This window comes from Microlunatus endophyticus (assembly GCF_014646195.1).
GTDB lineage: Bacteria > Actinomycetota > Actinomycetes > Propionibacteriales > Propionibacteriaceae > Microlunatus > Microlunatus endophyticus.
The window spans coordinates 118,723-144,281 of sequence record NZ_BMMZ01000008.1; the positions used below are offsets into that span (position 1 = coordinate 118,723).

28 protein-coding genes are annotated in these 25,559 nt (G+C 67.0%); 14 read left to right on the forward strand and 14 right to left on the reverse strand.

What is annotated here, in order from left to right; genetic code table 11:
• The first annotated feature begins 21 nt into the window (after positions 1-21).
• The 4 genes from IEY07_RS16020 to IEY07_RS16035 all read left to right on the forward strand — a co-directional run bounded on the left by IEY07_RS16020 (position 22) and on the right by IEY07_RS16035 (position 3,866).
• On the forward strand, positions 22-372 hold the full coding sequence (locus IEY07_RS16020; protein WP_188896397.1) for a DUF6507 family protein: 351 nt from the start codon (positions 22-24) through the stop codon (positions 370-372).
• 32 nt (positions 373-404) lie between these two features.
• Positions 405-2,312 carry an NERD domain-containing protein gene (locus IEY07_RS16025; protein ID WP_188896398.1) on the forward strand — a complete coding sequence of 636 codons (1,908 nt, stop codon included), beginning with the start codon at positions 405-407 and terminating at the stop codon, positions 2,310-2,312.
• A 250-nt stretch (positions 2,313-2,562) separates the two neighbouring features.
• Positions 2,563-3,027 (forward strand): hypothetical protein, encoded by a 465-nt coding sequence (locus IEY07_RS16030; RefSeq protein WP_188896399.1) that lies wholly within the window; start codon positions 2,563-2,565, stop codon positions 3,025-3,027.
• 80 nt (positions 3,028-3,107) lie between these two features.
• On the forward strand, positions 3,108-3,866 hold the full coding sequence (locus IEY07_RS16035; protein WP_188896400.1) for a DUF6572 domain-containing protein: 759 nt from the start codon (positions 3,108-3,110) through the stop codon (positions 3,864-3,866).
• 397 nt (positions 3,867-4,263) lie between these two features.
• Here the strand turns inward: IEY07_RS16035 and IEY07_RS16040 are convergent, their stop codons facing one another.
• Complete coding sequence (locus IEY07_RS16040) at positions 4,264-4,824, reverse strand: TetR/AcrR family transcriptional regulator (protein ID WP_188896401.1); 561 nt, start codon at positions 4,822-4,824, stop codon at positions 4,264-4,266.
• 102 nt (positions 4,825-4,926) lie between these two features.
• On the opposite strand from IEY07_RS16040, the gene IEY07_RS16045 reads away from it, so the two are divergent.
• The gene (locus IEY07_RS16045) at positions 4,927-5,814 is read left to right on the forward strand and encodes an SDR family oxidoreductase (RefSeq protein WP_188896402.1); all 888 of its coding nucleotides are present in this window, start codon (positions 4,927-4,929) and stop codon (positions 5,812-5,814) included.
• Between the two features lie 12 nt (positions 5,815-5,826).
• On the opposite strand, the gene IEY07_RS16050 is transcribed toward IEY07_RS16045, so the two are convergent.
• Positions 5,827-6,252, reverse strand: coding sequence for a MarR family winged helix-turn-helix transcriptional regulator (locus IEY07_RS16050; RefSeq protein WP_229670176.1), 426 nt, complete (start codon positions 6,250-6,252; stop codon positions 5,827-5,829).
• A 12-nt stretch (positions 6,253-6,264) separates the two neighbouring features.
• Positions 6,265-7,224: an RNA polymerase sigma factor SigJ gene (sigJ, locus tag IEY07_RS16055; protein WP_188896506.1), complete on the reverse strand. Its 960-nt coding sequence runs from the start codon at positions 7,222-7,224 to the stop codon at positions 6,265-6,267.
• A gap of 149 nt (positions 7,225-7,373) precedes the next feature.
• Here sigJ and IEY07_RS16060 point away from each other — a divergent pair, with 149 nt between their 5' ends.
• Positions 7,374-7,955 carry an NADPH-dependent FMN reductase gene (locus IEY07_RS16060; protein ID WP_188896403.1) on the forward strand — a complete coding sequence of 194 codons (582 nt, stop codon included), beginning with the start codon at positions 7,374-7,376 and terminating at the stop codon, positions 7,953-7,955.
• Here IEY07_RS16060 and IEY07_RS16065 read toward each other — a convergent pair.
• From IEY07_RS16065 to IEY07_RS16075, 3 genes are all read right to left on the reverse strand, one after another.
• Positions 7,952-8,275: a DUF2087 domain-containing protein gene (locus IEY07_RS16065; protein WP_188896404.1), complete on the reverse strand. Its 324-nt coding sequence runs from the start codon at positions 8,273-8,275 to the stop codon at positions 7,952-7,954. The genes IEY07_RS16060 and IEY07_RS16065 overlap by 4 nt on opposite strands.
• A 55-nt stretch (positions 8,276-8,330) precedes the next feature.
• Positions 8,331-8,825, reverse strand: coding sequence for a DUF2087 domain-containing protein (locus tag IEY07_RS16070; protein WP_188896405.1), 495 nt, complete (start codon positions 8,823-8,825; stop codon positions 8,331-8,333).
• Positions 8,826-9,046: 221 nt separating this feature from the next.
• A complete protein-coding gene (locus tag IEY07_RS16075) occupies positions 9,047-9,658 on the reverse strand; it encodes a TetR/AcrR family transcriptional regulator (protein WP_229670177.1) in 612 nt (203 codons plus the stop codon).
• 74 nt (positions 9,659-9,732) lie between these two features.
• Here IEY07_RS16075 and IEY07_RS16080 point away from each other — a divergent pair, with 74 nt between their 5' ends.
• Positions 9,733-10,689 (forward strand): aldo/keto reductase, encoded by a 957-nt coding sequence (locus tag IEY07_RS16080; protein WP_188896407.1) that lies wholly within the window; start codon positions 9,733-9,735, stop codon positions 10,687-10,689.
• On the opposite strand, the gene IEY07_RS16085 is transcribed toward IEY07_RS16080, so the two are convergent.
• From IEY07_RS16085 to IEY07_RS16095, 3 genes are all read right to left on the reverse strand, one after another.
• Positions 10,677-12,107 (reverse strand): sugar porter family MFS transporter, encoded by a 1,431-nt coding sequence (locus IEY07_RS16085; RefSeq protein ID WP_188896408.1) that lies wholly within the window; start codon positions 12,105-12,107, stop codon positions 10,677-10,679. The genes IEY07_RS16080 and IEY07_RS16085 overlap by 13 nt on opposite strands.
• A gap of 82 nt (positions 12,108-12,189) precedes the next feature.
• The gene (locus tag IEY07_RS16090; RefSeq protein WP_229670178.1) at positions 12,190-12,585 is read right to left on the reverse strand and encodes a hypothetical protein; all 396 of its coding nucleotides are present in this window, start codon (positions 12,583-12,585) and stop codon (positions 12,190-12,192) included.
• Between the two features lie 16 nt (positions 12,586-12,601).
• Positions 12,602-14,290: a sodium:solute symporter family protein gene (locus IEY07_RS16095; protein ID WP_188896409.1), complete on the reverse strand. Its 1,689-nt coding sequence runs from the start codon at positions 14,288-14,290 to the stop codon at positions 12,602-12,604.
• 136 nt (positions 14,291-14,426) lie between these two features.
• On the opposite strand from IEY07_RS16095, the gene IEY07_RS16100 reads away from it, so the two are divergent.
• Positions 14,427-15,254 carry an SGNH/GDSL hydrolase family protein gene (locus IEY07_RS16100; protein ID WP_188896410.1) on the forward strand — a complete coding sequence of 276 codons (828 nt, stop codon included), beginning with the start codon at positions 14,427-14,429 and terminating at the stop codon, positions 15,252-15,254.
• Here IEY07_RS16100 and IEY07_RS16105 read toward each other — a convergent pair.
• A complete protein-coding gene (locus IEY07_RS16105) occupies positions 15,211-15,564 on the reverse strand; it encodes a nuclear transport factor 2 family protein (protein WP_188896411.1) in 354 nt (117 codons plus the stop codon). The two genes, IEY07_RS16100 and IEY07_RS16105, sit on opposite strands and share 44 nt — an antisense overlap.
• Positions 15,565-15,669: 105 nt before the next feature.
• Here IEY07_RS16105 and IEY07_RS16110 point away from each other — a divergent pair, with 105 nt between their 5' ends.
• The gene (locus IEY07_RS16110) at positions 15,670-16,590 is read left to right on the forward strand and encodes an RNA polymerase subunit sigma-70 (RefSeq protein ID WP_188896412.1); all 921 of its coding nucleotides are present in this window, start codon (positions 15,670-15,672) and stop codon (positions 16,588-16,590) included.
• A gap of 65 nt (positions 16,591-16,655) precedes the next feature.
• Here IEY07_RS16110 and IEY07_RS16115 read toward each other — a convergent pair whose 3' ends face one another.
• Positions 16,656-17,531 carry an LLM class flavin-dependent oxidoreductase gene (locus IEY07_RS16115; RefSeq protein ID WP_188896413.1) on the reverse strand — a complete coding sequence of 292 codons (876 nt, stop codon included), beginning with the start codon at positions 17,529-17,531 and terminating at the stop codon, positions 16,656-16,658.
• Positions 17,532-17,535: 4 nt separating this feature from the next.
• On the reverse strand, positions 17,536-18,519 hold the full coding sequence (locus tag IEY07_RS16120; protein ID WP_188896414.1) for a helix-turn-helix transcriptional regulator: 984 nt from the start codon (positions 18,517-18,519) through the stop codon (positions 17,536-17,538).
• A gap of 57 nt (positions 18,520-18,576) precedes the next feature.
• Between IEY07_RS16120 and IEY07_RS16125 the strand changes: the two genes are divergently transcribed.
• On the forward strand, positions 18,577-19,143 hold the full coding sequence (locus IEY07_RS16125; protein ID WP_229670179.1) for a DinB family protein: 567 nt from the start codon (positions 18,577-18,579) through the stop codon (positions 19,141-19,143).
• 36 nt (positions 19,144-19,179) lie between these two features.
• On the opposite strand, the gene IEY07_RS16130 is transcribed toward IEY07_RS16125, so the two are convergent.
• Positions 19,180-19,926 (reverse strand): SDR family oxidoreductase, encoded by a 747-nt coding sequence (locus IEY07_RS16130; protein WP_188896415.1) that lies wholly within the window; start codon positions 19,924-19,926, stop codon positions 19,180-19,182.
• 58 nt (positions 19,927-19,984) lie between these two features.
• Positions 19,985-20,482 carry a GNAT family N-acetyltransferase gene (locus IEY07_RS16135; RefSeq protein WP_229670180.1) on the reverse strand — a complete coding sequence of 166 codons (498 nt, stop codon included), beginning with the start codon at positions 20,480-20,482 and terminating at the stop codon, positions 19,985-19,987.
• Between the two features lie 174 nt (positions 20,483-20,656).
• Between IEY07_RS16135 and IEY07_RS16140 the strand changes: the two genes are divergently transcribed.
• The 4 genes from IEY07_RS16140 (at position 20,657) to IEY07_RS16155 (ending at position 25,271) form a co-directional block, all read left to right on the forward strand.
• On the forward strand, positions 20,657-22,765 hold the full coding sequence (locus IEY07_RS16140) for a S53 family peptidase (RefSeq protein ID WP_188896417.1): 2,109 nt from the start codon (positions 20,657-20,659) through the stop codon (positions 22,763-22,765).
• Positions 22,766-22,910: 145 nt separating this feature from the next.
• Positions 22,911-24,104, forward strand: a complete 1,194-nt coding sequence (locus tag IEY07_RS16145; protein WP_188896418.1) for a mandelate racemase/muconate lactonizing enzyme family protein — start codon at positions 22,911-22,913, stop codon at positions 24,102-24,104.
• 204 nt (positions 24,105-24,308) lie between these two features.
• On the forward strand, positions 24,309-24,710 hold the full coding sequence (locus tag IEY07_RS16150; protein WP_188896419.1) for a hypothetical protein: 402 nt from the start codon (positions 24,309-24,311) through the stop codon (positions 24,708-24,710).
• Complete coding sequence (locus IEY07_RS16155) at positions 24,711-25,271, forward strand: hypothetical protein (RefSeq protein ID WP_188896420.1); 561 nt, start codon at positions 24,711-24,713, stop codon at positions 25,269-25,271.
• Positions 25,272-25,559: the final 288 nt, after the last annotated feature.

Sequence of the window (25,559 nt, forward strand, 5' to 3'; positions counted from 1 at the left end):
CAGCTCAACAGAGGCGGACCGATGGTTCATTACAATGTTCGTCCTGATGCGGTCGCGAAGGTGTTGAAGTCGACGGGGTCGACGGCCGACGGTTTGTCGACTGATCTGAAGCCGCTCTCTGGCGAGGTAACCAACGCTGTGAACGCGTGTGGCAAGAGCGGTGCGATCGTGCCGGCGCTGCAGGGGCTGTTCGATCATGAGTCGACGTCGGTGACCAATCTGATCACTCATATCGAGGCTTGTCTGACTGGGGCGGCGGCGGCCACAGCCGCCTATGTCGAGGGCGACCTCGACATGATGACGACGTACCAGAAGAACGCCGCCCAAGGGAAGATCAGCAAGATTCCCAAGATCACCAAGAACAACAAGTAGTCGCCATGACACGTCCGATCAGCACCAAGACCATGCCGGGCGATGACATGGACCCCGACGCCATCGAGGCGGCGGCGTCCAATATCGCTGGCATTGGTTCGAGTGTCACCTACACCACTGGCAATGTGGCCAAGCAGTGGGCGGGGTTGAAGAATGCGTACCAGGCTCCGGAGCAGGAGACTTTGTACGGGGCGATGCATCCTGCGACGCAGGCTGCCGGCAACTTCGATACGGATCTGGGCTCGGTCTGTCGCGCGTTGACTGCTTTTGCCGAGGATGTCCGGAAGGTTAAGAAGTCGGTCGTCCAGATCCGGGCCGACGCCACGACGTTCCTGGCGGGCATCCATGGCGGCAAAGTCAGCGTCGAGAAGACTCACACCTACGCGGGTGGTTACGGCGTAGGTGGCGCCACAACTGACACCGAGGATGTCGACTGGGATTCCGACCCGGATACCGTCGAGAAGAACAACAACCTGATCCGCCGGACCAACGACCAGGAAGAGCAGTTGTTGGCCGCCGAGCGTACCTGCGCCAACGCTATCTACGACATCTACGGGGCGAAGCACATCGCTCCCGCGAGCGGGTCCAATCCCGGAGGATTCGGCGTCACGGAGATCCCCGACAATGACTCCGGCCTGGCGTGGGGCAACACGGTCGACGTAAAGGAAACTTGGAGCCAGAAACTGGCGAGCGGCTTCGACGACACCATCATCAACGGCTTCGGCGCACTCATCGGGTTTCACTGGACGCAGACCTCGGCCAGCACCGCTTGGTCGATGGATTTCTCGGGATCCACCTTCTTCAACACCTGGAAGGGCATGGGGGACCTCGCCCAGGGTCTGGAGGATCCGCTCACTCCAATCCTGAACCTGATTCCTGGGCCGGTCGGTCAGTCGTTCACGGCCAGTGCCGAGGCCGCCGCCGGCTTCGCACCCGGGCTGCTCGGCATTGACCCGTTCAAGCACGACCCATCCAAGAACTGGCTCACCGACCTGAACGGCGGCGCATTCGACAAGTGGAAGAACAATCCATGGCAGACGGCTGGCTCGGTCCTGGCCAATGCTGTCACGTTCGCAATTCCCGGACCAAAAGGGCTCGGGGCGCTCGGGAAAGCAGGTAAGGCGAGTGAAGCGGCCGAAGAGTCCGGGGAGGCAGCCAATGCTGCTCGCACCGCTGAGGACGCAGCACGGCTCGGCGAGCTAGCGGGCAAGGGGTCCGACGTCAGCAAACTCGCCGCCGATGCGACGAAGACTGAGCTCGGCGATCTCGGCACGACCGTCAAGAACCTCGGTGCAGAGACGAAAGGTCTGGACAAGACCGACATCGATATCCCGAATGTCCCCGATGACAAGCTCAGTACTGATCAGCCCAACGCCGGCGGGCACACGCCGAGTCCCGCGCCGGCTCCACGCGGGATCGGCCACGGCGTTCATTTGGCGAAAGGTCTGGCCCACCGCGCATGGGAGAGCGCTCACGGCTACGGTCCTGGGACCCATGCGATCGACGCGAAGCATCCGGAAGTCAACTTCGGCAAGGACTCGAACGACGTCGGTCGCATCGGCGAGAAGCTGACGAGGCAGGATCTGATTGACCGTGGCTACCGGATCATCAGTACGCAGACGAGGATCAAGATCCCGGGAACGCACGTCTACTTCAAGCCCGACTTCATCGCGGTCGATCCGCACGGGAATCTCGTCTTGATCGAGTCCAAGATGAACGCTGGAGCGAAGTTCACAGCCAACCAGCTGGTGGGGTACGACCACTATGCCAAGGGACAGCCTCTTGCTGGCTACGGCCCGAGGGGTCAGGCCGCGCTCCGCGATCTGCTGCGCCAGCACGGCGTGCGGCCCAATCAGCCCGTGTCCGGTGTCCAGGTCTACCGATGGAACACCGAGATCGTGCCGGATGCCGGGCTGCGAGCACGAGCAGGTGTCCCGTAGATTTGTGTTGATGGCTAGAACACCGACAAAGCGGTTGAAGGCCCAGGTGAAGACCGCGCTCACGGCGGAGCTCGTCAGGCGCGGGTGGAGTCCGAATCGAGGGTTCCAGGACGTGTTTGTCGCACCCGGCTCGTGCGTTGCGCCACCCATGTCCGTGGAATGGACCCTGACCGTCGACTCGGACACATACGGCGGGGCAAGCGTCACGGGCATCGGAAACGTATTCTGCGGTGAGGCAGGCGACACTCTCATGCATTTCCCCGAGGATGCGCTCGATTCGTCTGTGCTGGAGTTCGAGGAGCCCACGTGGCGACACCGGGTGCTGTCGGAGCTGGACACGGTCAGCCAGGGCGCGCTACTTGGTCCGCGCGGAGATTTCCACAGCTGGCTCGTCACTGACGACGCGACACTCGGGACCGCTGCAGAGGAATTCGCCGCGATGGTTGATGGGCCCCTGGCCGACTGGATACGGCTACGACGCAGCCCCACCGAATTCCTCCAGCATTGTGCTGAAGGGCCCGAGCATCGGCCAACTGGTCTGGCCTTCCGTTCCACGACGGTGCTGGCCCTGATGGAGGGCTTCGTGGACATTGCACGGTCCCTGGTGGCTGGGCATGAGGCTGATCCTTACGACGACACCGAACCGCGGATTGCACGGTTCGAGCGCGAGTTGGCGCATCGGTTTCCTGAATACGGTGCACTGCAACGCAGCTGAACATCGGCCGGTGTCGGCGCTGGGTGACACTCTGTCGGGGTTGACTTGGGCAGGGGTTTTGCCGATGCAGAGGTTTGCCGATGCAGGTGTGGGAGGACGGTCGGGTGGCGGTTTCGGATGCGTCGAGTGTGGACACGATTGCTGAGGGGCCTGATGGTCGTTTGGTGATGGCGATGTCGGAGGAGCGTCGGTATGCCGGAGGCGATCAGGCGGCGATGGTCGAGGATTTCCGGCGGAAGCTGAACGGTTACGTGTATGCGATCCGGTCGGGGCAGTTGCGGCAGATGGCCGGGTCGGCAGTGGATCGTGGCGTTCAGATTCAGCTGTTTTGCATGGATGAGCCGCCGCCGCGGGTGTTGGAGATGATCCGGCTCGCCAACGACGACTTGGCTGCGGAGGGCGTCGTCGTGGATTGGAGCGTGCACGCTCCAACGACTGACGAGGTCCTGCGTGAGGTTGCCGTCTTGATGTCTGAGTTGGCGCCGGCGGGGTGGGCGAGTGTGGTGCTGCATGCGAGTTTGGTCGGGGCTGGGTTGGCGGGCAGTTTCACGGCGACGATGCCGTCGGGTGAGGTGGAGCCGTTGCAGCCGGCGGAGTCGTTGATCGGTGCGTTGCAGAGTCTGAAGGCGGCGTGTTGGACGCCGGAGGAGGGAACGTGGATCACGTTCTACGGGCGGATCGAGGGTGAGCAGCTGTTTCCTGATTTCACGGTTGACCGGCCGCCGCCCAATGGTCCGGAGGAGTTTCCGGCTGAGGATTGGGCGGAGGAGCTTCGGCGGTATCCGCGGCAGTCGGTGCCGGATTGGTGGCGTGCGCGGATGAGTTCGAGCCGGTCCTGAGCGACCACGACTCGAGCGGTGGCGCCATGTTCCAGGAGTGGTTGGAGGCGATGCAGCCCAGGTTGGCCGGCTTCGAGGCGTTCGCTCTGCCCGAGAAGATCGTGTACGCCGATGGGACGGAAGAGCCGTTCCTCAGTGACTACAGTCGCCGACCACTCGAACAGTTCGAGGCCCTGTTGTTGGATCCGGTGGCCGGATTACCAGTCCTTCGAGGCGAACCCCGACACTCATTTCATCGACGGCGCGGACCGCTATATCGGCGAGGCGGCTGTTGCGGCCGATCCTCACGATGGGCGCACTCCTTGAGACGCTGGCCCGGGATGGTTTCATCGTGCGCTGGCCGATTACACCGACAACTGATTACACCGACAAACTGACGATCTTCGCTGACCGAGGGTCAGAGCTGGGCGGCCGACTTCCGCAGCCGCTCCAGGTGCTCCGTCATCAGAGCGCCGATGTCCTTCTTGTCGGCGTTCGGCGCCCACTCCGCGAATCCCGCCTTGAGGGCCAGTGAGCCCATTTCCGCGGCGAGCCTGGCCACCGGATCCGGGACTCCGCGGGCAACGAGGGCCTCGGCCATGGCAGCCGCCATGCCGACCTGTTTGAGGGCGGCGCGCTCCTGCAACTCAGTGCTGGTCGCGACGACCGCGGTGATCTGGGCGGCGATCTCCGGCCGGAACGCCGCCGCGGCGCGCCGGAGCCCTTCGGCCACGGCATCAAGCGGCGACGCGTCAGCCGGTGCGTCCGCGATGCCCTCGGCGAGCAGTTTCGACAAGGTCGCCTGACCGGCGGCCAGCACATCGCGCTTGTCCGGGAAGTGCCGGTGGAAGGTGCTCTTCGTCAGCCCGGCGCGTTCGGCGATCTGGGCCACGGTGGTGTCGTCGTAACCCTGCTCGGAGAACAGCATCAGGGCGGCTCCGACGAGCCGCTCCCGTGCGTCCGGTTCCCAGCGAGGCATGCGGCCAGTCTACGAGATGCGACCTTTGTCCCATCATGATGCGACTTCTATCCCATCGCGAGTTACGATGGGACAACTATCGCATCACATCCAGGAGTTTCCATGCGTGTCTTCGTCACCGGCGCCAGCGGCGGGATCGGCTCCGCCGTCACCGCCGAGCTGATCGCCGCCGGTCATCAGGTCCTCGGCCTCGCTCGTTCCGACGCCTCCGCCCAGCGGATCACCGACGCCGGCGCCACGCCGCTGCGCGGCGACTTCTCCGACCCGGCCGTCCTCCGGGCGGGTGCCGAACAGGTCGACGGCGTCATCAACCTCGCCTTCAGCAACGACTTCAGCAATCTCGAGCAGGGCATCGCCGACGAGGCACAGGCCGTTCGGGTCATCGGCGAGGTGCTGGCCGGCACCGGCAAGCCGTTCGTGCACGCCGGTGGCACCCCGGTGGTCCCGGGCCGGCCATCCACCGAAGCCGATCCCAACAACACCGAGGGCCCGGTCGGCGGCCGCGGCCACAACGCCAACGCCGTCATCGCCCTGGCGGACCTGGGCGTACGGTCCTCGGTCGTCCGGCTGCCGCGGTCGGTGCACTTGCGCGGGGAGGCGTACGGCTTCTGCTCGATGCTCATCGGCGCCGCCCGGCAGAGCGGCGTCTCCGCCTACGTCGGCGACGGGTCGCAGCGCTGGCCGGCGGTCAACCGGCTCGACGCGGCCCGGCTCTTCCGGATCGCCCTCGAGGACGCCGAGCCCGGAACCGTGCTGCACGCCGTCGCGGACGAGGGCGACACGATGCTGTCCCTGGCCCAGGCGATCGGCACGGCCCTCGACCTGCCTGCCGCCGCGGTGCCGGCGGAGCAGTTCGGCGTGCTGGGCCAGGTCTTTGCCTTCGACCAGCCGTCGTCGAGCGCGGTCACGCGGGAACGGTTCGGCTGGCAGCCCGAGCACCCGAGCCTGCTCGAGGACCTGGCTGCCGGAGACTATCCGGTACTGGGCTGAGGAGCCCGGCAGCTACCGGGACGGCGGCCGGGTGAGCGCCACGAGAGCGCTCTCGAACCCGGCCCGGTCACGGGCATCCGCGCCCGCTAGCAAATCCTCTTCCATGGCGCGGATACCGGCCCGGCAGCTGTCGAGGACCTGCCGTCCGTCGGCGGTCAGGGTGACGATCCGGTTGCGTCGATCGCCGGGGTCGGGCGTCCGGGACAGCAGCCCGCGTTCCTCGAGCCGGTCCAGGTTGCGGATCAGCCGGGTCTTGTCACGGCCGGTCATCCCCGCCAGCTCGTTCTGGGTCGGGCTCGGGCCGCTGCCCAGGGCGGCGATGATCACGTAGTCCCACATCTGGAGATCATGCTGGTCCAGGATCGGCTGCTCGCGCTCGATCACCTCACGGAGCAGCCGGTTGAGCAGGAACCCCAACTCGGGACGATCGATCGACACCCGTCCAAATTATCAATCGCGAGGGGGACGACCGGTCCAGCTGCGCAGCTTCTCGGGATTGGTGACGGCCCACATCCGTACGATCCGGGGCCGGGACGGACCGAGTCCGGCAGCCGGTGACAGGTCGAAGGCGTAGACCGCTACCGGGTGTCCGTGCTCCCAGGCGACCAGTCCCGGTTGGCCGTTGACGGTCCGCTCCATCAGCTCCATCCGGCTGACCCGGTCGCCGAGCGCGACCAGGAACCGCGCCACCTCGTCGGCCCCGTGGACCGGATGGCTGAGCGCCGGAGCGCGTCCGCCGCCGTCGGCGACAGCGGAGACCGCCGGATCGAGCAACGTGATCAACGCCTCGATGTCGGCTGCCTGCCAGGCCTGTTTGAACTTCCGTACGACCTCGGCCCGTTCGGCCAGCGGGGTCTCCACCGGCCTCGCCCCGCGCAGCCGCCGGCGTGCCGAGGACGCGAGTTGCCGGCAGGCCGCCGGGGTCCGGCCGACGATGCCGGCGATCTCGGCGAACGGGTAGCCGAAGACGTCATGCAGGAGGAAGCTGACACGCTCGGCCGGAGTCATCGCGTCCAGCACCACCAGGAACGCCATGTCGACCGACTCGTCGAGCGTGATCCGGTCCGCGGGATCGGCCGGCGTGGAGGTCAGGGGCGACCATTCGTGCGGATCCGGCACCGGCTCGGGCAGCCATTCGCCGACGTAGCGTTCGCGGCGGATCCTTGCCGATCCCAACAGATCAAGGCAGATCCGACTGACCACGGTACTCAGCCAGGCACCCGGGGACTTGATCGTCCGGCGCTCGTCCGGCGTCAGCGCCAGCCAGCGGGTGTACGCCTCCTGCACCGCATCCTCCGCCTCGGCCAGCGAACCGAGCATCCGGTAGGAGAGATTGATCAGTGCCGGACGTTCGCTGGTCAGCACACTCGTCCGCAGCTCCGCCGGATCCGACTCCGCCGGTTCATCCATGGTTGCCTGCCTCTGCTCGTGATCGTCCTCGACCTTCTCCGACGCCGCAGCCGTCCGGATTGTGACCCGGGTTGTCGTGCCTGACACTTCGCGACCAGCCGTCGTCGGGCTGGCGAACCGGAACGACCGCATCTCGAAGGACGGCAATCATGATCAACATCGGCATCATCCTCGGCAGCACCCGACCCAATCGTGTCGGCAGGCAAGTGGCTGACTGGGTCGCCGCGACGGCGTCGGCCCGGACCGGCGCCCACTACTCGCTGATCGATCTGGCCGATCAGAACCTGCCACACCTGGACGAACCCAACTCGCCGCTGTTCCGCCAGTACCAGCATGATCACACCTGGCAGTGGTCCAAGATCATCGACCGGCTGGACGGCTTCGTCTTCGTCACCGCGGAATACAACCACGGGATCCCGGGCGCGCTGAAGGACGCGATCGACTACCTCTTCCACGAGTGGGGCAACAAGGCCGCGGGGCTCGTCTCCTACGGCATCGCCGGCGGTAACGGCGCGGCCTTCCAGTTGCGGCAGATCTGCGGTCAGCTGGGCGTCGCCGACGTCTCCCGCCAGGTCGCGCTGAATCTGCGCTTCGAATTCGAGAACTACAGCGTCTTCCACCCGACCGAGGCCCACACCGGTGAGCTCAACCTGGTCCTCGACCAGGTGGAGGCCTGGAGCACCGCACTGACACCGCTGCGGGCGTCCGTTGCACCATCGCAGGTGGCCTAGGGGCGCACATAGATCCCGCTGCCCGGCGCGCGGGCCAGGAGTCCGCGATCGACCAGCGCCCGACGGGCCTCGGCCGGATCATCATGGACGGTGGCGAGCCGGGCGTTGACCTCACTCTCGATCATGGTCTCGCCGGTGCTGAACAGCTGACCGAGCATCGCGTACAACTCGTCGATCAGGGCGCGCTCGGTCGGCATCCGGGTGATCCGGCCCCACTGCACGAAGGACCGCAGCCGCGGATGGTCGACCATGATCGGATTGAGCGGGCTGTCGGCGGTCCAGCCGTCGACGACACGATCGAGTAGATCATGATCGACCATCAGGCCCTCGGCGCCGCGTCGCAGCAGATCATCGGTTCGGCCATCCGCTCGGTCATCAGGACGCCTCCCGATCGATCCGATCGGTTCCCCCGGCGACGAATGCGGGCAGCCAGATCGCTTCCCAGGCAGGAAGTTCGCGGCGTTCCAGTTCGGTCCGGACCGGCGGCGTACGGCAGACCCAGTAGACCGAGGCGCTGCGTTCCAGATATCCGAGGCCGACCAGTTCCCTGCGCAGACAGGCGAAATCCGGATGGATCCGACGCAGTCGCCTGCTGACCTGGGATTCCGGATAGTCGCTGCCAGGGACGAAGTGGGACAGCACCTCGAGCAACACCGCCGCGCGGATCTTGCGCCGCGCGGGCAGCGCGCGGAGTTGATCATCGTCGAACCACCGGGCGACGATCAGCTGCTGTTCCCGCCGGGCCGCGCGCCACCGCCGGTCTTCCGATGGTGGTCCGACGAGCAACGCAGCACGCGCCGTCGTATAGCTCTCGTTGTGCCGGCGCATCCTGCTGCGGACCAGCGCCTTGAAGTCCTTGTCCCGGGTCATGGATCAGCCCACCTCGCCCGCACATCCGTCCCCAGCCCGCGTGCGTCGACGTGAACACGACTACGCCGCCCGAGGATCTGCTCCCCTTCGCCGGTGTGCAGGTGCTGGGGCGCTGCACGGGCTGGGCGCTGGGCGGCGCCGCTGCACCCAGAATGGCACAGCGATGTCATGCGCGTGGGGAAATTTGCGCCGGGACATCGCGGCGCGATCTTCGCCACCAGTCAGTGCGGCGGCGCGGTTCGCAGGCCTGAGACGATCAGATCGAGCAGTTGCCTGACCTGCTCGGGCTGCTGATCGGGATCGGTACGGCCCAGGGACCAGAGCACGCCGACGAGCGCGGTGGTGACCACGTCCGCCGCGAGATCGGCCCGCAGTGACCCGTCCGCCGCACCGGCGGCCAGGAATCCGCCGACGATGCCGTTGACCAGCTGACGGGTCCGTCCGGCCTGTACGTCACCGCTCGCCATCCCGGCGCGGAGTGCGTCCGACATCCCGTGCTTGGTCGCGACGAACGCGGCGTACTGGTTCATCCAGGAGCGCAGGGCCTGCGCCGCGCTCCCCTCCCGGGCCACCATCTCATCGACGAGCCCCGGGGCCGTGACCGTCTCCAGTTCGCCCTCGTAGACGGCGGCGACCAGTGACTCCCGGCTCGGGAAGTGCCGGTAGAGCGTGCCGATCCCCACACCCGCGTCACGGGCGATCGCTTCGAGCGACGCCTCATCTCCCAACGACAGGAACGCCTTCCGCGCAGCTGTCAGCAGCCGATCGCGGTTGCGCAGGCTGTCCGCTCGTGGCCTGCGTCCGGGGGAGTCCCGGGACACTGCACTTGCCAAAACGGAGGTACCTCCGGATACTGGGATTAAACGGAGGTACCTCCGTAACAACTCCATCCTAGCGAGGAACATCCATGAGTGAGTCCCAACAGCACTCCCCGAGCAGCCCGGCCGTGCCGGGCGGGACCGGATCCCTGGCCGGTCACCGGGTCGCCCGGATCGGCTATGGCGCTATGCGCCTGGTCGCCGACGACCGGTCGTCCGACCTCGACTGGTCCGGCCAACCGGACGAGGGCGCCGTTCGGCTGCTCCGGCGGGCCGTCGAGTTGGGTGTCGATCACATCGACACTGCCGACTTCTACGGCGGCGGTCGGGTCAACCAGCTGATTCGTACGGCGCTGGCCCCCTACGACGACGTGGTGGTGGCGACCAAGATCGGCGCCAGGCTGGATCCGGGCAGCCCGATCGGCCTGGCGACGGCCCAGAAGCCCGAGGAACTGCGGCAGAGTGTCGAGGACAATCTCCGCTCGCTAGGCACCGACCACCTGTCCCTGGTCTACCTGCGGCGCACCGACATCCCGCCGGGCATCATCGCCGAAGGCGATCAGCTGGTGCCGGTTGATGACCAGCTGGCCGAGTTGATCTCTCTGCGCGACGCCGGAACGGTCGGCGCGATCGGGCTCGGCAACGTGACTGCGGAGACGATCCGCCACGCTGCGCCCGCCGGCATCGCGGCCGTCCAGAATGCGTACAGCCTGGTTGCCCGGGATGACGAGCCGGCGCTGGCGGCATGTCAGGAACTGGACATCGCCTGGGTGCCGTACTTCCCGCTCGGCGGCTCCTGGCCGGGCCATCCGAAGGTCTCCGACCAGCCTGCGGTCCAAGAGATCGCCACCCGGCTCGGCGTGACGACATCGGCCGTCGGGCTGGCCTGGCTGCTGGTGCATGCTCCGAACATCCTGCTGATCTCCGGCACCTCGAACATCGAACACCTCGAGGCCAATCTCCGGGTCGGATCGGTGCAGCTCGACCAGGCGGCCCTTGCGGTCCTGGACGAGTTGGTGCCGATCGTGACCGATCAGGCCCGCTGACGTTCGAACACGCTGACCACCTGCTCGACGGACAGGTTCTTCGTCTCCGGCAGGTACCGCGCGACGAAGGCCACCGCGAGCAGCGCCAGGAAGGCGAGGATCAACATCACCCAGCTCAACCCGAACGCGGTGTTCATGGTCGGGAAGAGCACCACGATGGCGAAATTGGAGAGCCAGTTGACCGTCGCGGCTCCGGCCGCCGCCTGACCACGGACCGAGGTCGGGAAGACCTCGCCCTGAATCAGCCAGCCGGTGCCGCCGACGCCGATCGCGAACGAGGCGATGAACAGTCCGAAGCCCACCATCACCACGACGATCTTGGCCCCACCCGACAGGAAGGCGACGCCGCCGGCGGCGATCACCATGAAAATCACCATCCCGGCGAAACCTCCGAGCGCGAGTTTGCGGCGGCCGACCCGATCGATGTATTTGAAGGCGAAGAAGGTGGCGATCACGTTGACGGCACCGAGGATCGCGGCGGTCTCCAGTCCTGACATCGCCGAGTCCACGGCACCGCCGGACTGGAAGAGGCCGGCGAGCAGCTTCGGACCGTAATAAAAGGGCACGTTGATACCGGTGATCTGCTGGAAGATGAAGAAGACGCACACGATCACGAACGCCCTGATCACGCCGGGCGTCCAGCGGCGCTTGTCCTGCTGCTCCGCAGCCTGCCGCTCGAGTTCATCGGCAGTCTCACGGACCTCGTCCTCGGAGACCTCGATGCCCAGTTTCCCGAAGGCGTCCCGGGTCTCGGCGTACCGGCCGCGATGCAGCAGCCAGCGCGGCGATTCCGGCATCCGGGCGCGCAGCAGCATGGCGATGATCGCGGGCACCGCGCCGAGGCCGAAGACCAGCCGCCAGTCAGCGGTCCGCACCGCACCGGGCGCGACGGCGAAGATCAACAACGCGATCAGATAGGAGACCAGGATGCCGACGGTGATCATCCACTGCTGGACGATGCTCAAGCTGCCGCGCTTGTTGGCGGGTGCGAATTCGGCGATATAGGCGGTGGCGATGGCGGAGTCGGCTCCAACCGCCAGGCCGACCAGGGTCCGGGAAATGATCAGCATCGCCGCGTTGACCGTGAAGGCCGACAACAGGGCGCCGATCGCGAAGATCAGCGCATCGATGATCAGGAGCGACTTCCGGCCGAACCGGTCGGTCAACGGCCCGGCGCAGATCGCGCCGGCCGCCGCACCGAGGGACGCACCGGCGACCAGATAGCCGGTGGCCAGATCGCTGAGGTTGTAGGGAATGAAGTTGAGCACCGATCCGACCACCGAGGTGTCGTAGCCGAAGAGGAAGCCGCCGACGCAGGCCAGGACGGTGAGATACCAGTAGAAGCCGCTGGCTTTCCGTCCGTCGAGGGTCTGTAGTACGCCGACGGCTTCGTTGTGCCGCTCCTGCTCCGCGGCCATGGGGAACCTCCTGTTATGCGTTTAGCCAGCGCGTACCCGGAGGGACGGGGCGCAAAACAGGGGTCTGAGCAGGTGTTGAGAGCTACTCCCGAAGCGGCGGCTCGGTCGGTTCGCTCGGCTCCGGCGGCTTCTGGGGTGACAGCCGGGCCCACAGGAAGAAGATCAGGCAAACCACGATCATCGAGAGTCCGAGCCACAGGTTGAGGTGGATACCGGCTGCCCTGGCGATCTCGGCAGGGGAGTCGAAGAAGCTGTAGATCGTCAGCAGGATCCCGTACACACCGAAGAGACCGCCGATCATCAACCGCAGGTCGAACAGCCGGCTCGCGGCCGAGCTCTCCTTCGCTGTGTGCTCGGGATCGCGGGGCGGCTCGAACTGGTGCCCGATGCCGAGCGAGCGGCGCCGGGCCCGTTCGTCCTCCGACTCCGATCGGCCGGACGATTCCGATCGGCCGGATGGGGATGTGGGTTCGGACATCAGTGCCTCCCAACCTCTACAGGAAGATGATTGACAGGACCAGGACGATCAGGATCGCCAGGCCGCCAAGCAGTTTGGGCGACTCCCACAGCGGCGGCTTCTTCACCGTCGACGGGTCGGGAGCATTCGGATCCGCGACGCCCCAGACCAGGCCGGCCAGTTGAGCGACCGGCTTGGGCGTGGTCAGCAGGGTGACGATCACGGTTACCACGGCGTCGGCCACGAAAGCGGTGATCGCAGCATAGAAATTGACGATCTGGGCGTTGACCCCGGCCGAGCCGTCGGGGTTCAGGTGGATGGTCTGGCCCGGGAACATGTAGCCCCAGTGCGGCGCGATCAGGAACTGGAAGGCCGCCGCTCCGGCCGTCCCGGCGGCCAGGCCACTGATGCCGGCCCAGGGCGTCGCACGTTTCCAGAACATCGCGATGATGAAGGTCGCGAACACCGGTGCATTGAAGAAGCCGAACAGCAACTGGATGTAGTTCATGATGTTGCTGAAACCGGATGCGATGAACGCGGTCCCGATGCCCGCCAGCACACCGAGAACGGTGACGATCCGGCCGACATTCAAGTAGTACTTGTCATCGCGCTGACGGCGGACGTAGCCCTGCCAGATGTCATAGGTGAAGACCGTGTTGAACGAACTGACGTTGGCCGCCATCCCTGCCATGAAGGCGGCCAGCAGGCCTGCCAGCGCGACGCCGAGTGACCCGTTGGGCAGAAACCGTCCCATCAACTGCGGGATGGCGGTGTTGTACGCCCCGCCGGTGGTGCCCAGGTGCGGGATCAGCACGATCGCCAGCAGACCGGGGATCACGGTCAGGGCCGGGATGAAGATCTTGGGAAAGGCGCCGATCAGAGGGGTTCGCTGGGCCGCGGAGAGATCCTTTGCGGAGAGGGCGCGCTGTACCTCGGCGAAGTTGGTTGTCCAATAGCCGAAGGACAGCACGAATCCCAGGCCCATCACGATGCCGATCCAGTCACCGAGCGGGTTGGTCCAGTTGCCGACGTTGGTGCCGTGCCAGGTGGACAGACCGGGCGCGCCGAGTGCGGTCTGCCTGACCCGGTCCTCCAGGGCGCCCCAGCCGCCGACGCTGTGCAGGCCGACGATCACGAGCGGTATCAGACCGGCCAGGATGACGAAGAACTGCAGCACTTCGTTGTAGATCGCGCCGGACAGGCCGCCGAGGGTGATGTAGACCAGCACGAAGCCGGCGGCGACGACGATGGACAGCCAGACCGGCCAGCCGAGCAATGCCTGGATGATCACGGCCATCGCGTACAGATTGACGCCGGCGTTGAGCAGCGCGGCGACGGCGAAGGTGAGGCCGTTGAAGAGATGGGTGGGCTGGTTGAATCTGCGGAGCAGGTATTCCGGCACCGATCTGACGCGCGAGCCGTAGTAGAAGGGCATCATCACGATGCCCAGGAAGACCATCGCCGGCACGGCGCCGATCCAGTAGTAGTGCACGGTGGAGATCCCGTACTCAGCGCCATTGGCAGCCATGCCGAGGATCTCGATCGCGCCCAGGTTGGCGGAGATAAAAGCCAGGCCTGTGACCCAGGCGGGCAGAGATCGACCGGACAGCAGGAAATCCTCGCTGGTAGCTACCGCGCGCCTGGCCAGCAATCCGATTGCGATCACCAACACGAAGTAGATGATCAACAGCCCGTAGTCGAACCAGTTGACGTCCAGTTTGTCCACGAGACCCTCCTTTGGGTCGTGACCGAAACCTGCACCCGGCAACGTGACTTGCTGTCATTCAACCGCTTCGACACCATCGCGTCAACGAACCACACTGCGGGCTGGCGTGCGAAGGCCCGGATGAGACCATGGGGACATGAATCCCGCGCATGCGATCCGGCGCGTCGCGTTGATCGGAAGCTCGTTCGCCGCCGGGCCGGACATCGACCCGATCATCGAGGCGACGGCCGGCCGGTCCGGCAACAACTACGGCGAGATCGTCGCCCGCCACCTGGGCGCCACGATCGCCGATCTCGCTGTCTCCGGCGCCACCACGGCGAACATGCTCTCCACCGTCCAACGCTTCGGCCGACGCCGGTTCCCGCCGCAGGTGCCGCAGCTGCCGGATGACGTCGAGCTGGTCATGATCACCGGGGGCGGGAACGATCTCGGCTACCTGCAGTCGATCATGCCGGCCGCGATGGCGGGCCGGTTCGACGGTAGCGTGATCACCCGGCCGTTGGCGCTGGCGACCCGGTTGATCTTCGGCACGCCCGAGGGCAAGGACGCGGAGGTGGCGGCATCCGGCCTCACCCAGGTGGTCCGGGCCGTACGCGACCGGGCACCCGGCGCACGGGTCGTCCTGGTCGGCTACCCGGTGCTCTTCGGCGCCGACAGCCTGACCGATCCGCAGGAACGGATCAGGCCCGCGGACCTGGCCGCGATCAAGGAGATCGGCAGGCGGCTGGACCAGGCGTACGAACTGGCCGCCGAGCGCACCGGAGCGGAGTTGATCAAGACCTGGGAATTCAGCCATGGTCATGCCGCCGGCTCGGCGGAGCCGTGGGTCAACGGGATCCGCGGCGTTCCCGGCGACGGCGCGGCGCTGCATCCCAATGCGGCCGGGCACCGGGCGCTGGCCGATGCCGTCCTGGCGCTGCTCAGGACCGACGGGCCTCGACGAACGGCTGCCGATCGAAGATGATCTTGATCGAGGTGATCAGGCCGTCCCGGACGGTGTGCAACTCGGCCCCCGGAGCGTCGGCCACCAGCGCGGTCTCGGCGTCGTACATGATCAATGCCTGATGGTCGTCGCCGAAGGCCGCCAGCAACTTCGACGACCGCAACGATGCAGCAAACGGCCCCATGAAGCCGCGGTAGGCCTCCGGTCCGGTGAGAGTGCCGTTCGGGGTGTCGCAGACGACGTCGGGCGAGACGTGGCGCAGGGCTTCCTCGAAGTCACCGCCGGTCCAGGCGTTGAAGTGGGCCAGGGTGGTTTCCACTGCGGTGGTCATGCTGCTCCTCAGGTAGGGTTCCGGCTCTTACAGGTATGGACACCGAGGGGGCAGCGATCGGAACGGTTGCCCCTGCGTCGGAATCCGGAGTGCCAGGATGGCGATGTGACCACCGATGCCCTCGAGGCCGCCCGCGCCGGCAGCGGGACTGCGTTCGCGGAGCTGGTCGAGGGTCACCGCGGCGGACTGCACCGGCACTGCTACCGGATGCTCGGTTCGCTCGACGATGCCGACGATCTCGTCCAGGAGACGTTGCTCGCGGCCTGGCGGGGGATGGCCGGCTTCGACGGGCGCTCCTCGGTGTCGACCTGGCTCTACCGGATCGCCACGAATCGCTGCCTGAACGCCATCCGGGACGGCCGGCGCAGGCCGCCGTCGGAGCCTGTTCCACCGTTCGATCCGCCGGAGCCGAGTAGCCGGTCGGAGGTGACCTGGTTGCAGCCCTATCCGGACCGGACGCTCGATCCGCAGGACCGCCTGGAGTCGCGGGAGTCGATCGAACTGGCGTTCGTGGCCGCGCTGCAGCGCTTGCCGCCGCGGCAGGCGGCAGCACTGCTGCTGGTCGACGTCCTCGGCTACGACACCGCCGGCGCCGCGACGATGCTCGACCTCGGACCGACAGCCGCCAAGGGCCTGTTGCAGCGGGCGCGCGCCGCCACGGGCGGGCTGCCGACGAGCCCGGAACCTGATGCCGGACGGGCCAGGTTGGCCGCGCGGTTCGCGGAGGCGTACGCCGCCGATGATGTGGACGGGGTGGTCGCGCTGCTCACCGACGATGCCTGGCTGGCGATGCCGCCGGCGCCCCACATCTACGCCGGGCCCGGACCGATCGCCGGATTCCTGCGGGCCAGTGCGACTGCGCACGGTGCCGGCATCACACTGGTGCCGACCGGCGCCAACCGGCAGCCGGCGTTCGGCTGCTATCTGGGCGGTGCGCCGGTGGGTGTCGTGGTGATCACGGTCTGCAACGACAAGATCACCGGCATCACCCGGTTCCTGGATCCGGGGTTGAACCGGCGGTTCTGAGTCCTTCGACAGGCTCAGGACCCGGAGCCCTGAGCCTGTCGAGGGTCCCTGAGCTCGTCGAAGGGTTACAGCCGCGGCGGACCCTGCTCGACCCGGGCCAGGATCGGCTCGAAGCGCATGAAGTCCTCGCCGGTCTGGGGCATCCGTTCGTCCCACCAGGTGGCGCCCGCCTCGGCCAGGGGTCCGATGATCGCCCGCGCCTGCACCGGATCGCCCGGAGTCGTGCCGCCGACGACGATCTCGTAACCGTCCATCGATTCCCCCTGCCCGTGTCGCTGCCCGGCGATGAAGGCAACCAGGTCGGCAACCTCGGCCGGGTCGGGTGCCACACCGTGCCGGGCGCTGTGGAAGAGCGGGACGGCGCCGTCCCAGCGGGCGGCCCGGCGCATCGGTGCTTTGGTCGGCCAGTAGCCGCCGATCCACACCGGTGGTCGCGGCCGCTGCACCGGCGCCGGCAGCAGCTCCACGTCGTGCACCTGGTAGTAGCGGCCGTCATGATCGATGCGCTCGCCGGACCAGTAGCGGTTGATCAACTCCAGCCCCTCGTCCAGCCGGCCGGCGATCTGCTTGGCGTCGGCATGATCACCGAAGCTGCCGAACTCGTCCTCGATCGGCGCTCCGAGGCCGGCGGCGAAGATCAGCCGGCCGCCGCTGAGGCCGTCCAGGGTCGCGACCTCGCGGGCCAGTTGCTCGGGACGCCGGCGTGCGACCGGTGTCAGCAGCGGCCCGAAGCGCAGTGTCTCGGTCGACAGTGCCACCGCGGTCAACGCGATCCACGGGTCGGCAAACGGCACGCCCCGGCGCCGTGCTTTGTCGTGCACGACGTGGTCCCAGACGAAGAGTCCGTCCCAGCCGGCCTGCTCGGCCGCCCGAGCCAGCGTGATGATCTTGTCCACGTCGGCGAAGTCGCCGAAGTTGGGGATGTTGATCGAGTACCTCACCTGATCATGCTCCCACCTGTGGTGCGTCGGCCACCGCCCGGAGCAGTCGGCGGCCGATCTTCTCGGCCGCGGCGGCCAGCGCCGGGGAGTCGACGATGTGGAAGTCGACGGGCAGCATCGTCAGCTCGGCGGCGTACCAGTCGGGTTCGTTGGTGGTGGCGACCAGCCTGGTGTGGTGATCATCGATCGCCTCGCAATGCCCGAATCCGCCGCCGATCCAGTGCCGGACGACGTCGATCCCGGTGTCGATGATCACTTCCACCCGATGGTCCCAGCCCTGGTGCAGATGATCCTCGAGGGTCTGCACCGGATCAAGATCATCAGGAGGCGTGAAGGTCTCCGGACGGGACTCGATGCCGAGGACGCGATCGACCCGCAGAGTGCGTACGGCGTCGGCATCGTGGGACCAGCAGACCAGATACCAGCGGCCGTGACGGACGACCACCGCCCACGGGTCGACCAGCGTCCGCCAGCTTCGTGGCGGCTCGCCGTAGTCGATCATGATCCGGTGCCGTGCCTCGCAGGCCCGGACCAGCGTCGCGGTCGTGTCCAGGTCCGGTCGGACGGCCGACCGGTCCGGCGCCGTACTGATCGAGCGGCGTACGGTTTCGGCGGGGGCGCCGACCGCCTCCGGGAGTGCGCGGATGATCTTGCGGACGGCGTTGCCGATGGGCTCTCGCTCATCGTGGACCGGATGGTGCCCGTCCAGCACGGCCATCACCAGCCCGAGTGCCTCGGTCGCGGAGAACATCAGCGGCGGCAGCCGGAGTCCGCGGCCGACTCGATAGCCGCCGTAGGGACCGCGGACCGACTCGATCGGCACGCCCGCCTCGCGCAGGATCGCGACGTAGCGCCGGGCGGCCCGTTCGGAGACCCGGAGCCGCTGGCCGAGCTTGTCGGCGGTGATGCCGGGGTTGTTCTGCACCAGCTCCAACAGCAACAGCGCCCGGGAGAGCGGACTGTCCTCGCGTTTGGCTGGCGTTGTCATTGTTCCCCGTTCGAATCCGGAACCAGACCGTCCGGAACCGACCCTAGCGTCCCAGTCATGACCATGCATACGATCCTGACCGCAGAGCAGATCGCCGAGTTGAAATACCCGCCGCCGGCCGGCAACGACGTGGAGATCCTGCTCGGCTCGCTGGAACGGATGCGCCGCACCTTCATCTGGAAGGCCTCGGGAGTGCCTGACGAGCAGTCCCGCACCGTGACCGTCGGCACCTCGACCCTGACGCTCAGCGGATTGATGAAACACCTGACCCACTGCGAATACGACTGCTTCATGGGCCGCTTCCTGCACGTCCCGCCGCCGGCGCCGCCGGACAGCCGACCGCATGAGGAGTGGTACTTCAGGCCAACGTCGGAGCAGACTCCGGACGTGCTGCTGGCAGGCTGGCAGCAGGCCACACAGCGGTCCCGGGAGATCGTCGCGGAGGCGCTGGCCGGCGAGCAGGGCTTGGACACGATGGGCGGCCTCGTCTGGCCGGACGGCCGCTCCCAGACGCTGCGCGCGATCATCACCGACCTGATCGAGGAGTACGGCCGGCACACCGGCCATGCGGATCTGATCCGCGAATCCATCGACGGTGTGGTCGGCGAGGATCCGCCCGACTAGCCCGGCTGCCTGGCTAGCCCGAACCGCGGGCGGTCGTCAGCGACCCCCGGAGACCCGCAGGGTGGTCCCGGTGACATACGACGCGGCATCGCTGATCAGCCAGGCGATCGCCTGGGCGACCTCGTCGGGTTCGCCGGCCCGCTGCATCGGGATGCTCGGGGCGATCCGGTCGATCCGGCCCGGTTCGCCGGCGGACGCGTGGATCTCGGTCCGCACCAGGCCCGGAGCAACGCCGACGACGCGGACGCCCTGGCCTGCGACCTCCTTGCCCAGGCCGAGGGTGAGTGCGTCCAGTCCTGCCTTGGCGGCGGCGTAGTAGACGTACTCACCGGGTGAGCCCAGGGTCGCCGCGGCGGATGAGACGTTGATGATCACGCCGCCGCTGCCGCCGTAGGACCGGCCCAGCGTCCGTACGGCAGCCCGGGCGACCAGGATCGCGGCGGTCAGATTGACCTGGATGCTGTCGGTGATCAATTCGACGGGCGTCTCGGCCAGTGGCGCGAGTTTCCGGGTGGAGCCGGCGTTGTTGATCACTGCGGTCGGGGTGCCGGCCTGGGTCGCGGCGGCGAACAACTCGTCGATCCCGTCCGGGTCCGCTACGTCGGCCCGGACGAGTGTGCACCGAGCGCCGAGGCTGCGCACGGTCTCGGCCGTGGACTCTGCCGCCTGGTCGTCATTGCGGTAGCCGAGCACCAGATCGTGTCCGATCCGCGCCAGTAGCTCTGCGGTGGCGGCACCGATACCGCGGGTGCCACCGGTGATCAGGGTCAGCCGACGGGTCATGGCTCCATCCAACCAACCGGCCCATCCGACCGAACGGCCGGCCGCCCGGCCGCTCCGGTCAGAGCTGCTTCTCGAACCAGCAGCGGGCGTACGGGTTGTCGTTGTAGGGCTCGATCTCGCGGTAGCCGCGGCGCCGGTAGAGCCTGAGCGCTTCGGTCAGGTTGTCGTTGGTGTCGAGCCTGACGATGCGGTGATTGAGCCCGGCGGACAGGGCCTCGAGATGGGCCAGCAGCCGGGACCCGAGACCGAGGCCGCGACGCTGCGGGTCGATCCACATCCGCTTGATCTCCCCGATGCCGTCGCCGATGGTGCGGACGCCACCGCAGGCCGCTGGTTGGCCGTCCACCAGGCCGACCACGAACGCGCCGTTCGGAGGCCGCAACTCAGCCGCGCCACTGCCGTAGCCCGGACCCATGGCGTCGAAGCCCCCGGGGAGGCGCTCGTTCAACTCGGCGAAGTAGCGCGCCACGGTCGCCACCGCTGCGGGGGCGTCGGGATCGACGGTCTGCAACAGCACCTCTGGCCGTTGGCTCTGATCAACTTCTGTCGAACTCACCATTCGACTGTAGTCGCGCGCACCGGCACCGGATTGCCAACTGAATAGCTGAGTAATCCGTCAGGTTAGGAGGATACGAGGCAACTGAATCGGGCCAGGCACTATCGCCCGACGCCTGAATCCCTCTAAGTTACGGATCAGTATCTCCGCAGCTACGAAGGGATCTCCCCACTGATGCGAACCATCACCCGTTCGACGAAGCGGGCCAGAGGCCGCCTCGTCATTGCCGGCGCTTCGGCGCTGAGCCTGGCGCTCGTAGGGTTCGGTGCCGCTACCGCGAGCGCGGCCCCGAGCTCACGTACCGCCTTCCCCGGCTCCGTTCCCGCCTTCGTCTCGTCGGCCAACGACAGCGGCACTCCGGCCGACACGACCGAAGAGGGCGAGATCTATCTGAACCTCAAGGACGAGCTGGGCGCCCAGCAGCTGGCCACCGCGGTCTCAACCCCGGGCAACAAGTCCTACGGCAAGTACCTCAGCCCGCAGGCCTGGATCAAGAAGTACGCGCCGAGCCGGTCCGATCTCGCGGCGGTCGAGAAGTATCTGACCGACCAAGGCTTCACGATCACCGACACCCCGGCCAGCCGGGAGTACGTGGCCTTCCGTGGCACGCCTGATCTCTTCGGTGACGCCTTCGGCACCGAGCTGCGTAATTACAAGGTGGCGGGTACGACGGTCTCCGCGCCCAGCACAGCGCCGTCGCTGCCGAATTCGATCGCCTCCAAGGTCCTCGGTCTGGACCTCGGCAACTCTCGGGTCAAGCTCACCCAGACCTACCACTCGCACCCCGGTCAGGGCGCCGCCGGCGTCAAGGCCGCCACCAGCAAGAAGCTGAAGGGTTCAGCGGTCGATTCGTCCGGCGAGGTCAAGAAGGCCAGCCAGTCGACGACGAGCACCGAGCAGTGCTCCACCTACTACGGCCAGTACCAGGCGACCCGGCCGGAGGCGTACGGGAAGACCTCGTTCCCGACGTTCATCTGCGGATACCTTCCGGGTCAGCTGCGCTCGGCCGCCGGAGTCAACGGACTGGCTCGCGCCGGTGTCGACGGCAAGGGCGTGACGATCGGCATCGTCGACGCCTACGACTCGCCGACCGCGCTCAGTGACACCAACACTTACATGAAGCAGACCGGCACGGCCCGGCTGAAATACACCGACATCAGCTACCCGGCGAGTGCTTTCAGCGATCAGGCCGCGTGTCAGGAGCCGTCCGGCTGGCAGACCGAGCAGACGATGGACATCCAGGCCGCGCATTCAGTCGCGCCAGGAGCCAAGATCGTCTACTCGGGCGGCTACAACTGTGGCGCCGGCCTCGATCTGGCGCTGTCCAAGATCGTCGATCATGGACTGGCCGATCTGGTCAGCAACAGCTACGGCGGTACTGGTGAGAACGTCCCGTCCGATGTGGTCCAGGGTTCGCTGAACATCCAGATCCAGGCCGCCGGTGAAGGCATCGGCCTCTACTTCTCCAGTGGCGATGACGGCGACGACTCGATCGACTTCGGCTACCCGGCGGCGAATTTCTACGCCACGTCGCCGTTCGTGACTGCGGTCGGCGGCACCACCGAATACATCAACGCTCGCGGCAAGGACACCACGGTGGCCGGTTGGGGCGACATCCTCGACCAGGTCGTCGGCGGCGCTTACACCGCGTCCCTGCCGGGCGACCTGTACGGCGGTGGCGGCGGTGGCGGCATCAGCACCCTGTTCGCCCAGCCGGCCTACCAGAAGGGCGTTGTTCCGACCTCGCTGTCCGGTATCGGCACTGCGGCGGCCCGGGTGATCCCCGATGTCTCCGACCTGGCCGATGCCTACACCGGCTTCCAGATCGCGGTCAGCCCGATCACTGACGACACCACGCTGGCCACCGGCCCGCTGGAGTACCAGACCTGGGGTGGTACCAGCCTCGCATCGCCGCTGGTGGCGGGCAAGATGGCGCTGGTCCAGCAGGCCTCGCACCGCAAGATCGGCTTCGCCAACCCGCTGCTCTACCAGCAGGCGAAGTCTGGCGCCAAGGGCTTCAACGACGTCACCAACCCGTCGACGACGCTGGCCATGGCCTACACCGGCATCACCTCCGGAAAGACCTATCTGCTGACCCAGAACCAGGGTCTGAGCCTGCAGCTGACCAAGGGCTATGACGACTTCACCGGCATCGGAACGCTGAACGTTCCGCAGCTGTCGAAGGGTGTCGCCACCTCGGGCAAGGGTCACAAGAAGCCCGATCCGTGGTTCCATGGCTACGGCCACGGCGGTCCGGGGAAGTACTTCCGACACAAGCACTGATCATGATCGCGTGATCAACTGAATCGATCATGGGCGGCAGCACCCGGCCGGGTGCTGCCGCCCATCATCATTTCCGGCCCGCTAACCTCATGGCCAGCAGTTCCCATGATCACAGTTCCCATGATCAGAGCGAGGCGATGGTGCCATGAAGATCATTGATGTCCGATGCGCCGTGATCGGCGACTATCCCGTGGTCCGGATCGTGACCGACGAAGGGATCGACGGCTACGGCCCGGTCGAGTCCTACAAGCCGTACCTGAAATGGCATGTGCTGCACTATCGCGAGTATCTGATCGGCGAGGATCCGAGGTTGGTCGAGCGGGTGATGCTCAAGATCAGACACCGGGGATCGTTCAAGCCCTGGGGTGCTGCGGTGAGCGCGATCGAGATCGCGTTGTGGGACCTGGCGGGCAAGGCGGCCGGACTGCCGGTGCACCGGCTGCTGGGCGGCAAGGTCCGCGATCGCGTCCGGATCTACAACGGAGCCGTACGCCCCCAGCGGCGCGACGACTCGCCGGAGGCCTATGCCGAGACGATGCAGCAGATGAAGGACGCCGCCGAGGGCTTCACGATCATCAAGGACTCGATCGCCTTCCACAGCTCGATGGCACGGACGGTGCCGAATTTCTACTACGGTGACCCTGTTGCCCAGGGGCACGGCAACCGTGATCGCGGACCGCTGACCGAGCGCGGCTTCAAGCACGCCGTCGCCTGTGCCGAGGCGATGAAGGACGTGCTCGGCGATGATGTCGGGCTGGCACTGGACTGCGGCCCGGGCTGGACCCTGCCGGACGCCATCCGGTTCGCCCGCGCCGTCGAACCGTTGAATCTGATGTGGCTGGAGGATCTGCTCACCGGCGACTACACCCCGTACGTCGATGCCTCGACCTACCGGGACCTGACCACCTCGACCTCGACGCCGATCCACACCGGCGAACAGCTCTATCTCCGGCAGAATTTCGTCCAGCTGATCGAACAGCAGGCAGTCCGGGTGATCGGGCCCGACCCGGCGGACGTGGGCGGGCTCGCGGAACTGAAGTGGATCGCCGAATATGCCGACCTGCACGGGATCGGAATGGCACCACATGGCACCGGCGACGGCGTGCTCGGCCTGGCGGCGCTGATCCAGGTCAGTGCGACCCTGCCGGCCAACTACATCGCCTTCGAGTATCCGATCGGCAAACCCGACTGGTGGTACTCGATCATCGACGGACTGCCGGATCCGATCGTCGTCGACGGTCACATCGCGGTCGGCGACGCCCCGGGGCTCGGCGTCACCTTCCGGGTCGACGAGGCCAAGCACTATCTCGCCGCGGAGGACGCCGCCTTCTTCGACTGATCCGGTCTCGATCGAGGCGTCCCGGTCCGAACGCGCACAGCCGCACTACGTGCCGAGGTCCGCACCAGCTGCAGCAGGTGCGGACCTCTGTAGCTGGTGCGGATCGTGCGGCTGAGGGCGCCTGGATCGGACCCGGCCGGTTATCCACAGGCGCTCCGGGAACACAACCCCAATCCGGACGCGGAGTTCATTAGCGTCGATCGCATGAGCATCCAGCCATCGACCCCCGGCGGCTCCGCGGAGCCGTTCCTGGTCTCCATCGGCAACATCCACGCAACCGAACGCCACGTCGTCACGCCTGCGGGCGCGTGGCCGATCGCCGACGTCAATATCGCCAGCGTCGACCAGACCTCGATGAGCACGCGCACCCCGACGTGGGCTGTCGTGCTGGCCATCGCATTGGTCTGGTTCTTCTTGTTGAGCCTGTTGTTCCTGCTCGCCAAGGAGAGCAGGCTGCAGGGCTACATCGCCGTGACGGTGACCACGCCGCGCGGGCAGTCCTATGTCGAGCAGGTGCCGGTGGCCAACGGCAAGGCGCGCTACGAGGTCTTCAACCGGGTGAGCTACCTGCAGAATCTGATCGGCCGTGAGCGGGCGCGACTGTAGGTGTGGCCTCGTCGGATCGCCCGGCGTCAGCCGCAGGTCGGCGAGGCGGTCGGAGATGTTGATGCGGAGGGCGATGGGGTATCGCTGGTCGGGGCAGGCGGCGTGGGTGAGGCCGGGCAGGTCGGAGACCCCGAGATCGACGGCGACGGTGAGTCGGTGAGCGACGGAGATCCGGACGGCGACGGGGATGTGGAGGCCGAACTCGTCGGAGATGCCGAAGGGGACGTCGCGCTGCTGCTCGGTCCCGTGGGACGAGGTGTCGTCGGTGTGGCCGACGGAGTCGCCGTGCTCGTCGGAGAGGTCGAGGTCGGAGCGTCGAGGTCAGGGGAGCGGACGTCGGGGAGGCAGACGGCGACTGCTTCGGCTGTGTGGTCGGCTTCGGTGAACGGCTCGAGGTCGGGCTCGGGTGCATCGTCGGGTGTGGACCGGACGTCAGCGGCCGTCGGGCTGGCTCCGGCCGGTGCTGGTTGCGCGGCCGCCGGCCCGGGCTGGGCGCCGGTGTGCTGGAAGAAGTGCATCCAGGCCAGCACATCCGCCAGGTACGCCTGGGTGCCGTTGTAGCCGAGAATCGCCCGGTCCAGATCTGCGGGGTTGCGCAGATCCCGGCCACCTGAGCAAAGGTAGTCGGCTGCCGCCAGGGTCGCGTCGCAGACATTCTGCGGGTTCGCCGTTGCCGTCCGCCCCAGATGGCCCACGTCGACGGAATGAATTGCAGGCGGCGAGCCGACGGTGCGCCTCGACGTAGGCGGCGAGCACCGTGCCCGGTACGCGGACGCCGCCCACGACCGGCGTCGCGGCACCACCCGATGGACCAGCGGTCGGACCGGTCGTCGGGGAGGGTGAGGTCCC

Coding starts and splice junctions, on each gene's coding strand:
- IEY07_RS16140 (WP_188896417.1), top strand. CDS start 20,657: ATGCGAACCATCACCCGTTCGACGAAGCGGGCCAGAGGCCGCCTCGTC.
- IEY07_RS16065 (WP_188896404.1), bottom strand. CDS start 8,275: ATGGTCGATCATGATCTACTCGATCGTGTCGTCGACGGCTGGACCGCC.
- IEY07_RS16020 (WP_188896397.1), top strand. CDS start 22: ATGGTTCATTACAATGTTCGTCCTGATGCGGTCGCGAAGGTGTTGAAG.
- IEY07_RS16100 (WP_188896410.1), top strand. CDS start 14,427: ATGAATCCCGCGCATGCGATCCGGCGCGTCGCGTTGATCGGAAGCTCG.
- IEY07_RS16085 (WP_188896408.1), bottom strand. CDS start 12,107: ATGGCCGCGGAGCAGGAGCGGCACAACGAAGCCGTCGGCGTACTACAG.
- IEY07_RS16045 (WP_188896402.1), top strand. CDS start 4,927: ATGCGTGTCTTCGTCACCGGCGCCAGCGGCGGGATCGGCTCCGCCGTC.
- IEY07_RS16150 (WP_188896419.1), top strand. CDS start 24,309: ATGAGCATCCAGCCATCGACCCCCGGCGGCTCCGCGGAGCCGTTCCTG.
- IEY07_RS16070 (WP_188896405.1), bottom strand. CDS start 8,825: ATGACCCGGGACAAGGACTTCAAGGCGCTGGTCCGCAGCAGGATGCGC.
- IEY07_RS16120 (WP_188896414.1), bottom strand. CDS start 18,519: ATGACAACGCCAGCCAAACGCGAGGACAGTCCGCTCTCCCGGGCGCTG.
- IEY07_RS16025 (WP_188896398.1), top strand. CDS start 405: ATGCCGGGCGATGACATGGACCCCGACGCCATCGAGGCGGCGGCGTCC.
- IEY07_RS16125 (WP_229670179.1), top strand. CDS start 18,577: ATGACCATGCATACGATCCTGACCGCAGAGCAGATCGCCGAGTTGAAA.
- IEY07_RS16105 (WP_188896411.1), bottom strand. CDS start 15,564: ATGACCACCGCAGTGGAAACCACCCTGGCCCACTTCAACGCCTGGACC.
- IEY07_RS16035 (WP_188896400.1), top strand. CDS start 3,108: ATGCAGGTGTGGGAGGACGGTCGGGTGGCGGTTTCGGATGCGTCGAGT.
- IEY07_RS16145 (WP_188896418.1), top strand. CDS start 22,911: ATGAAGATCATTGATGTCCGATGCGCCGTGATCGGCGACTATCCCGTG.
- IEY07_RS16060 (WP_188896403.1), top strand. CDS start 7,374: ATGATCAACATCGGCATCATCCTCGGCAGCACCCGACCCAATCGTGTC.
- IEY07_RS16090 (WP_229670178.1), bottom strand. CDS start 12,585: ATGTCCGAACCCACATCCCCATCCGGCCGATCGGAATCGTCCGGCCGA.
- sigJ (WP_188896506.1), bottom strand. CDS start 7,224: ATGGATGAACCGGCGGAGTCGGATCCGGCGGAGCTGCGGACGAGTGTG.
- IEY07_RS16080 (WP_188896407.1), top strand. CDS start 9,733: ATGAGTGAGTCCCAACAGCACTCCCCGAGCAGCCCGGCCGTGCCGGGC.
- IEY07_RS16030 (WP_188896399.1), top strand. CDS start 2,563: ATGCATTTCCCCGAGGATGCGCTCGATTCGTCTGTGCTGGAGTTCGAG.
- IEY07_RS16040 (WP_188896401.1), bottom strand. CDS start 4,824: ATGCCTCGCTGGGAACCGGACGCACGGGAGCGGCTCGTCGGAGCCGCC.
- IEY07_RS16130 (WP_188896415.1), bottom strand. CDS start 19,926: ATGACCCGTCGGCTGACCCTGATCACCGGTGGCACCCGCGGTATCGGT.